This window comes from Streptomyces sp. NBC_01210, assembly GCF_036010325.1.
In the GTDB taxonomy this organism is placed as follows: domain Bacteria; phylum Actinomycetota; class Actinomycetes; order Streptomycetales; family Streptomycetaceae; genus Streptomyces.
Window position 1 is genome coordinate 8,124,219 of sequence record NZ_CP108549.1, and the last position, 13,939, is coordinate 8,138,157.

The 13,939-nt window shown below is 68.2% G+C and carries 11 protein-coding genes; 5 read left to right on the plus strand and 6 right to left on the minus strand.

Annotation, left to right across the window (positions count from 1 at the left end; genetic code table 11):
- The first annotated feature begins 156 nt into the window (after positions 1 to 156).
- Complete coding sequence (locus OG735_RS36660; protein ID WP_327327446.1) at positions 157 to 507, plus strand: VOC family protein; 351 nt, start codon at positions 157 to 159, stop codon at positions 505 to 507.
- 202 nt (positions 508 to 709) lie between these two features.
- On the opposite strand, the gene OG735_RS36665 is transcribed toward OG735_RS36660, so the two are convergent.
- Positions 710 to 2,218, minus strand: coding sequence for a hypothetical protein (locus OG735_RS36665; RefSeq protein WP_327327447.1), 1,509 nt, complete (start codon positions 2,216 to 2,218; stop codon positions 710 to 712).
- Between the two features lie 272 nt (positions 2,219 to 2,490).
- On the minus strand, positions 2,491 to 3,450 hold the full coding sequence (locus tag OG735_RS36670; protein ID WP_327327448.1) for a (2Fe-2S)-binding protein: 960 nt from the start codon (positions 3,448 to 3,450) through the stop codon (positions 2,491 to 2,493).
- Positions 3,451 to 3,680: 230 nt separating this feature from the next.
- Here OG735_RS36670 and OG735_RS36675 point away from each other — a divergent pair, with 230 nt between their 5' ends.
- The 4 genes from OG735_RS36675 to OG735_RS36690 all read left to right on the plus strand — a co-directional run bounded on the left by OG735_RS36675 (position 3,681) and on the right by OG735_RS36690 (position 9,687).
- The gene (locus OG735_RS36675) at positions 3,681 to 4,874 is read left to right on the plus strand and encodes an ATP-grasp domain-containing protein (protein ID WP_327327449.1); all 1,194 of its coding nucleotides are present in this window, start codon (positions 3,681 to 3,683) and stop codon (positions 4,872 to 4,874) included.
- 2 nt (positions 4,875 to 4,876) lie between these two features.
- Positions 4,877 to 6,643, plus strand: coding sequence for an IucA/IucC family protein (locus OG735_RS36680; RefSeq protein ID WP_327327450.1), 1,767 nt, complete (start codon positions 4,877 to 4,879; stop codon positions 6,641 to 6,643).
- A 69-nt stretch (positions 6,644 to 6,712) separates the two neighbouring features.
- Positions 6,713 to 8,485, plus strand: a complete 1,773-nt coding sequence (locus OG735_RS36685) for an IucA/IucC family protein (RefSeq protein ID WP_442812639.1) — start codon at positions 6,713 to 6,715, stop codon at positions 8,483 to 8,485.
- Positions 8,482 to 9,687: a type III PLP-dependent enzyme gene (locus tag OG735_RS36690; RefSeq protein ID WP_327327452.1), complete on the plus strand. Its 1,206-nt coding sequence runs from the start codon at positions 8,482 to 8,484 to the stop codon at positions 9,685 to 9,687. The genes OG735_RS36685 and OG735_RS36690 overlap by 4 nt, the downstream gene beginning before the upstream one ends.
- Positions 9,688 to 9,714: 27 nt before the next feature.
- On the opposite strand, the gene OG735_RS36695 is transcribed toward OG735_RS36690, so the two are convergent.
- The 4 genes from OG735_RS36695 to OG735_RS36710 form a co-directional block, all read right to left on the minus strand.
- Entirely contained in the window at positions 9,715 to 10,383 is a 669-nt protein-coding gene (locus OG735_RS36695) for a hypothetical protein (RefSeq protein WP_327327453.1), read from the minus strand.
- Positions 10,384 to 10,418: 35 nt separating this feature from the next.
- The gene (locus OG735_RS36700; RefSeq protein WP_327327454.1) at positions 10,419 to 11,699 is read right to left on the minus strand and encodes a DegT/DnrJ/EryC1/StrS family aminotransferase; all 1,281 of its coding nucleotides are present in this window, start codon (positions 11,697 to 11,699) and stop codon (positions 10,419 to 10,421) included.
- Positions 11,700 to 11,702: 3 nt separating this feature from the next.
- Positions 11,703 to 12,803, minus strand: a complete 1,101-nt coding sequence (locus OG735_RS36705) for a thiamine-phosphate kinase (RefSeq protein WP_327327455.1) — start codon at positions 12,801 to 12,803, stop codon at positions 11,703 to 11,705.
- A gap of 81 nt (positions 12,804 to 12,884) precedes the next feature.
- The gene (locus OG735_RS36710; protein WP_327327457.1) at positions 12,885 to 13,775 is read right to left on the minus strand and encodes a Gfo/Idh/MocA family protein; all 891 of its coding nucleotides are present in this window, start codon (positions 13,773 to 13,775) and stop codon (positions 12,885 to 12,887) included.
- Positions 13,776 to 13,939: the final 164 nt, after the last annotated feature.

Consider the following 13,939-nt stretch of genomic DNA (forward strand, 5'->3'; position numbering starts at 1 on the left):
TTGTTCAGCCTTACTCAGACGGTCGACACCGAGCACCATCGAGGCTGAACAGGCGCCCCCCTCAGTGCTGTTGGTCCCGTCGCGGGGCGATCAGGCGTGTCCGCCACACTGGAGATCACCGGAGACCAGCAGATGTCGAACGAGTAGGAGATACCGATGTCCGTGCGCCGTGTTGTGCCCGACATTCGAACCAAGGCCATGGAGGAGAGCCGGGACTTCTACGGTCTCATCGGTCTTGAGGAGGTCATGAACCACGGCTGGGTCATGACGCTTGCCTCTCCGACCAACCCCACCGCCCAGCTCACCCTCGCCACCCACGACGAGACCGCACCGGTCGCGGCCGATATGAGCATCGAGGTGGATGAAGTCGACGCGGTTTACGCGGCGATGGTGGAGCGGGGCGCGGAGATTGTGCACTCATTGCGGGACGAGGAGTGGGGCGTGCGCCGGTTCTTCGTACGCGATCCCAACGGCCGGGTCGTCAACGTCGTCAGCCACCGGCACTGAGCTTGTTCTCTCTCCACGGGTCGCTTGAAGCGCAGGCGATGGTGACTTCGCGTTTGACGGATTTGCCGACGTCGTAGCGGGGTTCGTCGTGGTCACGTGCACCTTGGTCGGAGCACATGATCAGGCGAAGGCCGCCCCCACATGCGGCGAACTCCCTGGTGAGCGAAACAGGTTAGGAGTCTGTGTCTGAACCCGGCGGGCCTCACTCACCCAGGTCGAAGCGGACGATCGTGGCCCTGTTCCCGGCCTCCTGGGGCCAGGTCGCGACCAGCCGCTCCAGCCGCTCCCGGTGGTCGTCGATCAGGTGCTCGAAGGTGAGGCCGATCGCCGCCTCCACTTGGATGGGCAGCTCCGGGGAGCGGGTGGCGCGTACCAGAACGGCGGTGGCCTGCGGCGCGGTGGGCAGGTCGAAGAGCGCGATGACCGCCTCCGAACGTTCGTCCACGTCCAACGACGCGTCGTGGATGAACCCCTCCAGCGCTGCGATGACCCGGTCGTCCGGTGCCTCCCAGCGCGTGAGGCAGCTCTTTGCCGTCTGTACGGCACGCTCGCGAGCCGCCTTCGCGCCGCCCCTCGTTCGCAGTGCGGCCGCGAGCGCCTCCGCATCCGCCGGCTCGGCGATCTCTTCCAACAGGTGCAGCGCGCTCGCATGGTTCGCCCCGGCCCCAGGGTGCCCCAGCACGTCCCGGGCGACGGCAAGCACCTCGGGCGCCCACTCCCGCGCGTCCAGCCCGAAACGGGTGAGTCCGTCGTCCTGGTGGAAGTGATCGAGCGCGATCCCCACGGCCACCGGCTGCCCGCTGTGGAGCATCGTGCGGTATGCGCTCCGGTGCGCGGCCTCGTCGGTCGGGGAACGCAGCTCGCGGTGCGCCGCGCGCAGCTCCTCGGTCTCCGGCTCGTGCCCTTCCCAGTACAGGCTGTGCGGCCCCTCGGCGAGGGCCTGCCGAGCCAAATCCCCCCACCAGGAACGTTCGCCGTCCGGCCAGGTCTCGATGAGGCCCTCCAGCAGCTCCCGGTGGGCGTAGAAGCGCCCGCCCACCGTCAGCGCCCAGGCGGCCTCCTGCCGAATCTTCCACTCGTCCTCACCGGTCGCGCGGACCAGGAGGGCGGTCACCTCGGCGCCCGGCGCCTCGCGTAGCGCGCCCAGCGCTGCCAGCCGGTCGTCGCAGTCCGACGACCGGTCGAACACCAGCCCACCGACCAGCTCGACCAGCCGAGGATCGGGCACCGCCGAGCTCTTCAGCACCACGCCGGCCACCACCAGCGCGTTGTCGTGCAGGTTTGTATCCGGCGTCCGTTCCAGGAACCGTTCCAGGATCCCGACGATCGCGTCCGTGTCCTGGGGGCCCGCGGCGTTCTTCAGCCCGAGCAGCGCGCTCGCGTGGTTGGCGCCCTCGAATGTGTACTCGTCCTCGGGCCTGGGCGGCTGCCGCAGCAACTCCCGGGCGACGGCCAGGACTTCGTCCGTGTGCGCATCGAACGGGCTCTCCTCCCCGAACCGGCTCGTGGCACCCGCCCGGTCGTAAAAGTCCAGCGCGGTCCCCCTGGCGACTGTGTCGTTGCTGCGCAGCAGCACCAAGAACGCCTGCTCGAACTCCTCCGGCGTCGTCGCGGTGCCCGTCGCATCGTAGGCGGCCGTCAGTTCCGGGTCGTCGAACTCGCAGTTCCAGTACCAGGATTCGAACTCCTGCAGGAAAGTCATCATGAACACCACAGGAGTAGAACACCCCGACCGGCGCGCACGCCACCTGTCCATAGACGCCTCGGCGCGCGGGCACTCCGCCTCACCGGCGCCGTCCTTCACCGCCGACAGCCGCTTCCGCGGCCGCCGCTCCGTGCGCCACTGCCTGGCACGACACGCCCCGGAGCGGAACCGGGCATCAGGCCGGCTCCCGGCTTCAGCCGTTCACCGCAGGCCCGACAGTTCCGTTCCTCGGTCCGTCCGGTGCCCTCTGACACCAGGCCACGGTAAGCCCAGGCTACTCAGGACCGGGGATCGGAAACAGGTACTGACACTGCACCGGCACCGCCACCCGCGTTCACATCGGCACTGCCACCGGCAAGGGCGGGTGTGTCGCCCTCAAGCCGGCGCAGCCGCTCGGAGTCGCAGGTTCGCGGGCAGGTGCCGCATGCCTCGGCAGGGCGGATCGCGTAGTAGAGACAGCAGCCGAGACGGGTCCGGGTGAGGTACGACTGCCCTTCCCGGCCCGTCAGCCGCCGGAAGTCGGCGCCGCCGGGGAACGGTGGCACGGGTCCCGGAAGCAGCTCGCCGGCTGCCCGCACGGCATGCTCCTCCTGGTCCAGCATGCGGCCGAGGTACCAGATGCCGGAGACCAGGTCGTCGCCGACCATGCCCCACAGCGCTCGCGGCCCGCGCCGCACCTGCGGGCCGATCGCGGCGAGCAGCGGCCGTACGTGGTTGGCGACGGCAGCGCGCAACTCCGCCCGCAGCGCCTCCTCGTGTGCCCGTACCCGGGCCCCGGGGAGACCGGCCGCCGGATCGTCGGGGAGGCAGGCGAAGCCGCCGGGGACGATGCCGAACGCTCCGGTGGTGAGACTGATCCGGACGTCGCGCGGGCGGATCCGCGGCACGCGTCGATCCAGAAACCAGGGGCCGCTCATCAACAGGCAGACGGACCAGAGGTAGTCGTGCAGGGCCCGGGACGCGGCGACGTCCCGCCGAACCGTGTGCGCGTGACGTTCCTGGATGCGCCAGGCCTCGGCGTCGAGAAAGGCGTCGAGGAATTCCGGACGCTCCGCCAGTTCGGAGCCGTCTGCCCATCCTTGGGCGGCCTGCGAAACGGGGGCCACGACGTCCACGCTCAACGACTCGCAGACCGCGGTGAGCCGTTGATAGGTCGAGGCGAGCACGGTGGAGCAGCTCACGGCGGGTCCGGCCAGGGGAAACGCCGGGGTCTGGGGAAACGCCGGAGCCAGGGTCACGGGTACTCCTCAACACCGAGATCGAGGACAGGGGAGATCACACGGAAGGCCACAGAGCAGTAAGGCAAGGCTCACCTTAACCCTACTGGAGGGTTTGACTGTGAATCGAGGCCGCATGGCGGCGAATTGACAGAGTTAGGTCTGCCTAACTTAGGCTCTCCGTTTGTGTCCAAGCACCATTGGTTCACCTTCTCGGACGGTCCGACCTTGCGCGCGGAAGTGATCCCTTCATGCAGCTGTACCTGCTTGCCCTCAACCCGACCGACTCGGTCACCGAGGGATTCCTCCCCGCCGCCCGCCGGCTCGGCCTCGACATCACCCTGCTCACCGACCAGCCCGAGGCGCACCGGGTCGCCTGCCCGGACATCGAGCTCCTCGAGTGCGATGTGCGCGACTTCCGCGCGGTCATCTCCCGGATAGCGACCCATCGCCCGCCGGACGCCCTCTTCACCAACAGCGACCATCTGCAGACCCCGGCTGCCCTGGCCGCCGACTACTTCGGCCTCCCCGCCAAAGGCTGGCAGGCCGCGCTGCGCACCAAGGACAAGGCGGAGATGCGCCGCCACCTCGCCGCCACCGGCATGGACACGGTCCGCTCGGTGGAACTCGCCGCCGGACAGGACCCACTCGCCACCCCGGCCGCCCGCGATCTGCCGTACCCGTGCGTCGTCAAGCCGCGTGAGGGCGTGGCCAGCGAAGACGTCGTCCTGGTCGACGGCCCCGACGATCTTGTGCTGCGGTGCAAGGAGATCCGGGCACACCGGCCGGGGGCCGCCCTGGTCGTGGAGGAATACCTTCCCGGCGAGCTGTACACCCTGGAGACACTCGGCGACGGCACCAGCCTTCATGTGCTGGGCGGCTTCCACACCGAGCTGTCTCCACCCCCGTACTTCATCGAGGAGCGTCTGACCTACCTTCCGGCCCACCCGGAGCCCGTCGTCGCGCAGGTTCTTGCGCAGCTGGAAGCGCTCGGGGTCGGATTCGGCGCCTGCCACACCGAGTTCGTCGTGCACGAAGAACGCGCGCGCATCATAGAGGTCAACTACCGTGCCATCGGGGATCAGTGCGACCTGCTCCTCGCACGGCTGCTGGACATTCCGCTCTTCGAGCACATCCTCCGTACGCATCTGGGCGAGCCGCTGCCGGCGGACCTGGGGGCACGGACCGGCGGCGCGGCGCGGCTCGACTACCCGTGCGCCGATCGCTCCGGAACGCTTACTGCCGCCCCTGCCGCCACCGAACTGGCGGTCGGTGACGTGCAGTTGACCTACCGGCCGCTGCGGCGGACCGGTGAGCGGCACGAGCTCCACCACACCAACCGCGATCTCCTGGGCGTCGTCCGGGCCATCGGTAGCGATCAGGAGACCGTGGACCGGGCCGTGACCGACTTCCTCGCCGCTCAGCGCTGGGAGATCACCCCGTGACGGTGACGAACACAGTCGCTTGCCCGGCCGAGAAGGACCTCCTCCTTCGCCTGCTCAGCGCGTTGCTGCGGGAGGATGTCGTGGGCCTGCGCACGCGCTCCACCGCGCTGGAGCGCCCGGACGGGGCCTGGTTGCGTCTGCAGGCCGCAGACGGGGACGCGCTTGAGCTGCCCATTCGCGAGGACGGATTCCAGTACGAGACCCGCGCCCGTCTGCCCCTGCTGCGCCGGGAGTCCGACGGCAGGGAACTGAGCACCGCCGACGACATCCTGGCCGCGCTCGGCGCGCTCGCCGACCCCGTGGACCACGACGGCTTCGACGCCCTCGCCGAGGAATGCCGCCAGACGCTCGCCACCCTGCGGCTGCACGCCGTCACGCACCATGAGGTCATCGCGATGCTCGGGGCCCGGCAGGGCACCGATCCCGCGGACTGGACCGGACTCGCGGGCGGACTCGCCCACGACACCCTCGCCGCCCGTCTCGACCACCCCGTCTACCCCACCGCGCGTGGCCGCCTGGGACTCACGACGGCACAACTGCGTGCGTACGCACCGGAGTTCCACCCGCGATTCGACTTGCGCTGGATCGCCCTTCCCAAGGACGCGGTCACCGCACAGGGCGTGATCGGGCCCGTGGACCCGGCCGACCCATGGCCGACGCCGTCGGTGCTCGGCCTGCCGGACCTCGACGACAGCCACCTCGCCATCCCCGTCCATCCGCTGACCGTGGGCGAACCGCTGCGGGACGCACTGCGCGCCACCGGACTCGACAGCCGGGCGGTGCTGGCCGACCGTCCGTACCTGGAGGCCGTACCGACCCTGTCGATGCGGACCGTGGCGCTCGCCGCGTACCCCGGCATCCATCTCAAACTGCCCCTGGCCACTGCCACGTTGGGCATGCGCAATCGGCGCACGATCAAGCCGGGCACACTGGTCGACGGCGCGGCGATGCAGTGCCTGCTGCAGACCGTGGTCGACCACGAGCCGCGCTTCCGGGACAGCATCCTGAACGCCGACGAGACCCGCTTCGCCCACGCCGGTCATGAACTTCTCGCCGTACTGCTCCGGCGCTGTCCGGCAGGCCTGGACGACGCAGTCGTCGTGCCGATGGCGGCCCTGCTGAGCGAAGCCCCCGGCGGGCGGCTGCTGATCGACCATCTCGCCGACCGTTTCCACGGCGGCGATCCACTCGCCCTTCTCGACGCCGTACTCAGACTGCTCTTCGACTGGCAGACAACGCTCTTCGGGTACGGAATCGCCCTGGAGTCCCATCAGCAGAACATTTCGCTGGTGCTGGACACGCAGGCGGGCCGCACCCGGATCAGACTGCTGCTCAAGGACAACGACGGACCGCGCATCAACACCGTACGGATGCGCGCCGCCCTCGGCGCGGAAGCGCCCGACCCGTCCGAGTTCGACGACGCGCGGATCTTCGGAGACAGCGACGCGCCGGTCGTCGATCTGTTCACCACCATCACGGTCCATCTGTGCGCGGGGGCGTACGCCTTCGGTCTCGCCCGCCATGGCCGCGCCCCGCTCGGCCGGCTGCTGAATCTCCTACGCGACCGCCTGGTTGAGGCCGTGGAGCGGCTCGGAACCCGGCCCGGGCAGCCCGGCGCCGTACTGCGCGAACACGTTCTTGACGCGGCGCGCCTGCCGGTCAAGGCGATGGTGACCGCGGGCACCCTGCTCACCAAGGAGCGCTCGGGCGCGGTCGACATCAACAAGCACTACACCACCGGTCCCAACTACCTGTTGCGGCAGGTGTGAGCGGCGATGCCCGGCACACAACCCACCTGCCGCTCGCCGCATCCGCCGGAGCCGTTGATGTCACTGCCCATGGGCACTGTCTCCACCCACACTGTCCCCACCTACTCCTCCACTCATGCCGCCCCCCATTCCGCCGCCCCGACCGGGCTGCCGAGCGCCGACGAGGCCGTGGCCCACACCCTCCTCAACTGTCTCCTCCGTGAGGTCTCCGGCCCCGAGCACGAGACCGCCGTCATCGACGGCCATCTGCTGCTGCGCCTGCCACGCCGTGGGGTGCTGCTGAAAGTGGCCCTTCGCCGTACGTCCTTCATCGGAGCGCACCGCTTCAGGGGCCCGGTCGCCGAACAGAGAGGCACCGGCTGGTCCGAGCTCGGCTGGCGCCGCCTCGCCGAGTACACCCATGCCGAGCTCACGCTCCGTACCGGCGCGCGCAATGACGAATTCCTGGCCCAGGTCGACGCGAGCCATCAGGGCGTCCGCGCCGCCCTGGCCGCGCCGCGTCCCGCCCTCGACGGTGGCCGGCTCGCCACGTACCTGGCATCCGAGCAGTCACTCAGACTCGGCCACCGCTTCCACCCCACCCCCAAGGCCCGCAGCGGCGACCCCGCCCTCTGGTCCGCCTACGCCCCCGAAGCCGCGGCCGCCTTCCCGCTCCACCTGCTCGCCGTACGCGAGCATCTGACCGTTCAGGAGTCGGCCGAGCCGGGCGCCACCGACCCGCTGGACCGGCTGCACGCGGTGCCCGAGGGATACCGGCTGCTCCCCGCACACCCCTGGCAGTACGCACTGCTCCACGAGCACCCGTCACTGCGGGCGGCCATCGCCCGGCGCGACATCCTGGATCTCGGCCGCGGCCGAAGCCGGTTCACCGCCACCGCGTCCGTACGCACCCTCTACGACGGCGACACCTTCCTGAAGTTCAGCCTCAACGTCCGCATCACCAACTGCCTGCGCAAGAACGCCAGTTACGAACTGGCCGGCGCGGTCGCCCTCACCCGCCTGCTCGGACCGGCCCTCGCCGAACTTGCCACCCGCTTCCCCGGCAGCGGCATGCTCCGCGAACCCGCCTACCGCAGCCTCGCCATCCCCGGCCCGGACGGCCGGCCCGACCTCGCTCTTCTCGAAGGCTTCGGTGTGATCGTCCGCGAAGGGCTCGACGCCCATCTCCGGCCCGGCACGACACCTCTGCTGGCTGCAGCCATCGCCGATGAGTACCCCACGGGCCCCGCCCATATCTCCAGGCTGCTGGCGGACTCGGACCCCGGCAGCGCCCTGAGTTGGTGGCGGGACTATCTCGCGCTGCTCCTCCCGCCCGTCCTGGCCGCCTACTTCGACCACGGTCTTGTCCTCGAGCCGCATCTTCAGAACGTCGTCGTCTGTGTCGACGCCGACGGCAGACCCGCCCAGGTCCTCTTCCGTGATCTCGAAGGCACCAAGCTCCTGCCCGAGCACCACGCCGACACCCTTGCCGTGCTGCCGCCCGAGGTCGCGGGCCCGCTGACGTATGACGCCGAGCGAGGCTGGAACCGGGTCGTCTACTGCCTCGTGGTGAACCATGTGTCCGACATGCTCGCCGCGCTCGCCGATCTGCACCCGGAGACCGAACCAGCGCTGTGGGCCGAGGTCCGCCGGGTGCTGCAGGAGTACGCGGACGAGCACGGCTGCCCGGCCCGTCTCGGCGCCCTGCTGTCCGGCGCGCCGCTGCCCGCCAAGGCCAATCTGCTCACCCGCTGGGAGCGTACGGCCGACGGTGAGGCGGGCTATGTCCGCCTTCCTTCCCCGTTCGCCGAGGACGTGCTGTCCGGAGCGACCCGCACCGACGACGTCTGGAGCGCCCGATGACCGCCCCCACCGATCCGGTGCGCGACCGCGCCCTGTCGCTGCCGGCCCAGAGTCTGCCCGCCTATCTGTACGACCTCGGCGCGTTGCGCGAGCATGCCGCGTCCGTCCGGTCGGCACTGCCCGAGCGCGTCGAGTTGTACTACGCCGCCAAGGCCAACCCGGAGCCGGAGATCCTGGCTGCCCTCGGCCCGTATGTGGACGGCTACGAGGTCTCGTCGGGCGGTGAACTCGCCCATGTCGCAAAGGCTGTTCCGGGGCGTCCGCTGGCCTTCGGCGGCCCGGGAAAAGCGCCTGCCGAGATCGCCGCGGCGCTGGACCTGGGCGTGGAGCGCTTCCATGTGGAGAGCGCATACGAGCTCCGGATGCTGGCGGAACTCGCCTCCCGGCGGGCTTCTGATGCGCCTGTCGGAGTTCTGCTGCGGTTCAACCTTCCCCTGGCCGACGGTTCGTTGGAGGCAAGCGCCCTGTCCATGGGCGGCCGGCCGACGCCGTTCGGTCTTGACCCGACCCAGGCGGATGACGCGGTTCGCCTCCTCACTGACGGCACCTGCCCGCACCTCGAGCTGCTCGGCATCCACGCCCATCTGGCCAGCGGCCTTCGGGCCCCTCAGCAGCTCGCCGCCGCCGAGTCCATTGTGACCTGGGCCGCGAGTCTCGCCGCACGCCACGGCATCGACCTGCGCGAGGTGAACGTGGGCGGCGGCATGACCGTCGACTACACCGACCCCGACGCCCGCTTCGACTGGGCCGCCTACGGGGCGGGCCTCGCCCGCCTCACCGCGGCCCACCCCGGCCTGACGCTGCGCATCGAGCCGGGCCGCGCGCTGACCGCGTACTGTGGCTGGTACGCCACCGAGGTGCTGGACGTGAAGCCGAGCCACGGCGAGGAGTTCGCGGTCGTCCGGGGCGGCACGCACCATCTGCGCACCCCGGCGACGAAGGGCCACGACCAGCCCTGCACGGTGCTTCCGGTGAACGACTGGCCGCACCCCTGGCCGCGGTCCACGGCCCAGCAGGAGTTGGTCACCCTGGCCGGGCAGCTCTGCACGCCCAAGGACGTCCTCGCCCGCCGGGTCCCGGCGGCGGGTCTTCGGGCGGGTGACCGTGTGGTGTTCTCGCTGGCCGGGGCGTACGCGTGGAACATCTCCCACCATGACTTCCTGATGCACCCCAGGCCGGGCTTCCACTTCTTGTGCCCTTGACCGTGACACCCGGTGGTCCTGCGTCTGTCAGGGGGCGCCGTCGATCAGAAGCTGCCCCTCCTTGACGCCTGCCAGTCGCGCGAACCCCAGCGCGTAGCTGCGCAAGTTCGCTTGTACGACACGGAGTTCGGCACGGCAGTCGGCGTTGTCCGGCCAGGCCGACTCGGGCCCGTCCGGGGTCGCGTTCTCGTAGGCCAGCAGGCGCGGATGCCAGCTGGACAGGAACGGGCGGAGCTCCCGATTGAGCATGGTGATGGCGAGATACTCGACGGTCGGGCCTCCGGAGACCGGCACTGAGGGGCGTGCGGCCTTCAGCGCCTCGCGCGTCGTGGCGAACAGCCCGTACAGCGAGGTGAGAGTCTCGCGGATCAGGCCGTCGTCGTGTTTGAGGGGCTGGGTGCTCACCCGGGTGACAGTCTCGACGAACAAGCGCCATGCCACTTGCCGGGACTCGTCGTTGACGATGAAGGTCAGCTGACTGAACTGCGGCACTGTGACGGTCACTTCGGTCAGTCGCGCGGCGCGGCCGTAGACCTGGAACATCAAGACGCTGACCGCACCGGCGATGCCGCCGGTGACGACGAAGAGATCGCGGCCGGAGAGCCGGGTGACCCCGAAGAGAACGAGCCCTGTGGTGGCGCCTATCAGTACGGAGAAGAGCACTCGGGCGACCGAAGTGCGTAAGAGTTGACTCATGCGGTCCGTTCGATGCGGTGCGGCGGGCTGTCGATTCACAACAGGTCCTGCCATCGGTCGGCGACTTTGGCGAACGCCTCACCGTACTGGCGTACGACGGGAAAGCAATCCCCGGAGAACGTGGGCAGGCTCAGCAGCTCCGGATACACGCCTTCGGCCACGGGGCAATCCCATAACGGCGGAGTCGACTCCGGCAGAGAGCCGGCCCAGGAGAGTCCGAGACGCTGGGCCTCCGTGCGGGTGATGCGGAAGACGGGAACCCGGTGCAGCGGCGGCGAGCCGGGCCGTTTCACCTGCACTCCTTCGGCCTGCAGGGCGTCCATGAAACGCGGGAGAGGAAGGCCCCCCAGTTCGGCACTCAGATATCGGGCCTTGAACCCGTACCAGCCGCCCCGCGCCACTCCCGGAAGCGTTGTCGGCGGACGGATTCCCGGTACTGGGCTCAGTACCTCGCACAGCAGATCGAGGTTGGCACGACGGCGCTCGTTGCGCGCGTCGAGTCGGCGCAGCTGCTGAAGGGCTATCGCCGCCGCCAGCGGATGCATACGGTACTTGTGGCCGAACCCGGTCTGGATAAAGGGAACCAGGTCCTTGTGCATGACCTCGTCCTTGGCCCGGCGTCCGAAGTGACCCAGCATGAGCGCGCGTTCGTAGACCTCGCGCGAGCGCGTCACCAGGATTCCGCCCTCACCCGCTGCCACTGCCTTGTGGCCCTCGAGACTGAAACAGCCCACCGAACCGAACGTGCCGACCTTCTGGTTCCCAATGGTGGCCCCGTGGGCGTGCGAGCAGTCCTCGACCACGGGCAGAGCGTGACGCTCGGCAATGGCGAGCAGTGCCGCCATGTCTGCGGGATGCCCCCACATATGGGTGACGACGATGGCGCGGGTACGCGGAGATATGCGGGATTCGACCGAGCGCGGGTCCATGGTCAGCGTGACCGGGTCCAGATCGGCGAAGACCGGCAGCGCGCCCATCTGGAGCAGCGGGGTCACGGTGGCGAGGAACGTGTAGGTGGGGACGACGACTTCGTCGCCCGGCCGGATGCCGAGTCCGAAGTATGCGGCGTGCAAGGACGAGGTGCCGGAATTGTGGGACAGCGCATACGGGACGCCCTGCTCCTCCGCGTGGTAGTCCGCGAAGGCCTGCTCGAATTCGGCCACGATGCCTGAACGGTCGTAGATGGAGATGACGCCGCGTTCGAGCAGATCGGTCACCGCGGCGACCTCTTCCGCGCCGATGTACGGCCAGTCCTGGCTCCATTCCACCGTCACGGCGGGCGGGCCTCCATGCAGCGCGAGTTCGTCCTTCCGCATCGCTCATCCCTTCAGGTCGAGTCCCTTGATGAAGTCGGACCAGGCTTCCATGGTGGTGGTCTGACGGAGGTTGTCGTCCCAGAACGGCGGAATTTCGCAGACGTTCCGGTCCGTCTTGAGCAGGACGGCCGGGTCATCGGTCACCTCACCGATGACATGCAGTTCGTAGCCGTGTTCGCTGAAGTGCTGCGATGCGTCGGCAAAGGCCTCGGGGCGAACCGTGAACGCGTGCCGCAGCGGGGAGTCGTAGCCCGGATCGAAGGAGAGGAGGAACGGAAACTTCTCGACGATACCGAGCGACGGGCCGAGCCGGCCCAGAAGAGGGGCGTTGCGCCGGCTCGCGGCAGACACCGGAAGGAGGTCGGCGTCGATCAGGCATCCGACGTTGTTTCTGGTTTTCACGGTGTACAGGAATTCGATCAGCCCGTCGCTCAGGTCCATGCCGGAGGTGAAGCATTCACTCTCGGCGGCTGCGGCGACGGCCGATGCGGCACCGATCGGCATCGACTTGTAGGTGCGGAATTTCGCCTTGTCCGCATCGTCGATCAGATGCTCCAGGTGATTCTTTCTGATCTGGTACTCGAGCCAGCCGAAACCGAGTTCGCCCGTGACGACGATTCTGTCGCCGGGACGAGCACCCGACCGCCGGACAATTCCGTGTCTGGGCACGGTTCCCCAGGCGAACCCGACGGTCGCCATGTCGCCGTTGTGGAAATTGCCCCCCTCGTATGTCGAGCCGATGCTCGTCAGCACATCGTTGATGCCCAGGGCAATGGACCGGATGTCATCGGCGGGGGTCTGAGGGGGTGCCGCCAGAGCAAGTGAGAAGCCGCGGCATCTGGCGCCCATGGCAATGATGTCATTGCAGGTGGTGCCCGCGATCCAGCGGCCGTAGAAGCGCTGGGGGGCAAGGGAGGCGTCGGGCTGCTGGATGAAGTAGGGCTGGTCCATCGAATAGACAAGAAAAGGGGCATCATTCTGTCCGGTCATCTTCGCCAGGTCGAGCACCACCGCATCCTCGAAGTTCCCTGCCTGGGCCGTGCTGGCGAGCGGCCCCAAAATTTCCTGGATGAATGTCTTCTCCTGATAGTTCAGCAAATTCATAAGAAGCCCCTTCTGGTGTTCGCATGTTCGTAGAATGCTTCGAGCAGCCGTACCGTCGCCACATGACGGTCGAGTGATGTCTCAGATATTTTTCCGGCCATGAAGTCCCTCAGAGAACGGGGTGTCGTGCGCGTTGTCGAGGTGGTGACGGGTGATGCGCGTTCCGGATTTCGGGGTGTGCACGGCGACCAGTGATATGGAGCCGTCCAGACGTTCCCTTCTGACCCGCACGGAGGCTCTTGTTCCCTCGATCAGGAGATACTCGCCCGGACATACCGCATCGAGACCGATGCGCAACCGCAGTTCCATTTCCTGACCCGTGCAGGATATGCGGGCACTGTCCTCGACCGAGAATTTCCCCCGGCCGAGACGAACGAAGCGCGGCACGAGGTCGTGACAGCTGCTGTCCAGGAGCCACTGCAGCGTATTGATCGTGTGATACCCGAGATCGAATAGAACTCCTCCGCCCGCCAGCAGCAGATCGTTGCGCCAGCTCTTGCCGAACGAAGGAACGGGAGCCACGGTATCGTGATAGATGATCTTCGTGACTCTGCCGATGCCGCCGGACGAAATGCACTCCCGTACGAACTTGAGATCTGTGCGGTGCACTCGCTGCTCCGAGACGGCGAGCCTTCTTCCGCTCATGCTTCTCAGTCGGTCCGCCTCCTCCGCACAGCGCGCCAGAGGTTTTTCCACGAATGTCATCATTCCCGATGCAAGCGCCATCCAGGCGTGCTCGAAATGGAGTCCGCTGGGGGAGGCCACGACAACCATGTCCGGCCTGCTGTCGCGCAGGACAGTCGCCGACAATTCTTCGGACGTCACCGGAGTGGGTTGCCCGAGAAGACCGGAAATCACGCTGTCGCGCGCATGACGGCTTGGATCGATGACGGCTACGAGTTGGGCCTCGCACTCCTTGAGGACGGGAAGTATCGCAGTTCCGAACCTTCGGCCGCACCCGACCACAGCCACCCGTGACGGGGTGGTCCCTTTCGGGTCCTCCGGTTTCGGCTTCAGAATATCATTACCCGTCTGCAATGCTTCACCAACCTGATATCCGAACAGCGGAGGAGTGAGTCACCGCGACGCTCGGTAGTTCGAAGCCATTGATATGCTGATGGCGTTTTACCGCAAAT

Excerpts from the sequence above, each read along its gene's own strand:
- OG735_RS36675 (WP_327327449.1), top strand. The coding sequence starts at position 3,681 with ATGCAGCTGTACCTGCTTGCCCTCAACCCGACCGACTCGGTCACCGAG.
- OG735_RS36695 (WP_327327453.1), bottom strand. The coding sequence starts at position 10,383 with ATGAGTCAACTCTTACGCACTTCGGTCGCCCGAGTGCTCTTCTCCGTA.
- OG735_RS36705 (WP_327327455.1), bottom strand. The coding sequence starts at position 12,803 with ATGAATTTGCTGAACTATCAGGAGAAGACATTCATCCAGGAAATTTTG.
- OG735_RS36700 (WP_327327454.1), bottom strand. The coding sequence starts at position 11,699 with ATGCGGAAGGACGAACTCGCGCTGCATGGAGGCCCGCCCGCCGTGACG.
- OG735_RS36660 (WP_327327446.1), top strand. The coding sequence starts at position 157 with ATGTCCGTGCGCCGTGTTGTGCCCGACATTCGAACCAAGGCCATGGAG.
- OG735_RS36690 (WP_327327452.1), top strand. The coding sequence starts at position 8,482 with ATGACCGCCCCCACCGATCCGGTGCGCGACCGCGCCCTGTCGCTGCCG.
- OG735_RS36685 (WP_442812639.1), top strand. The coding sequence starts at position 6,713 with ATGGGCACTGTCTCCACCCACACTGTCCCCACCTACTCCTCCACTCAT.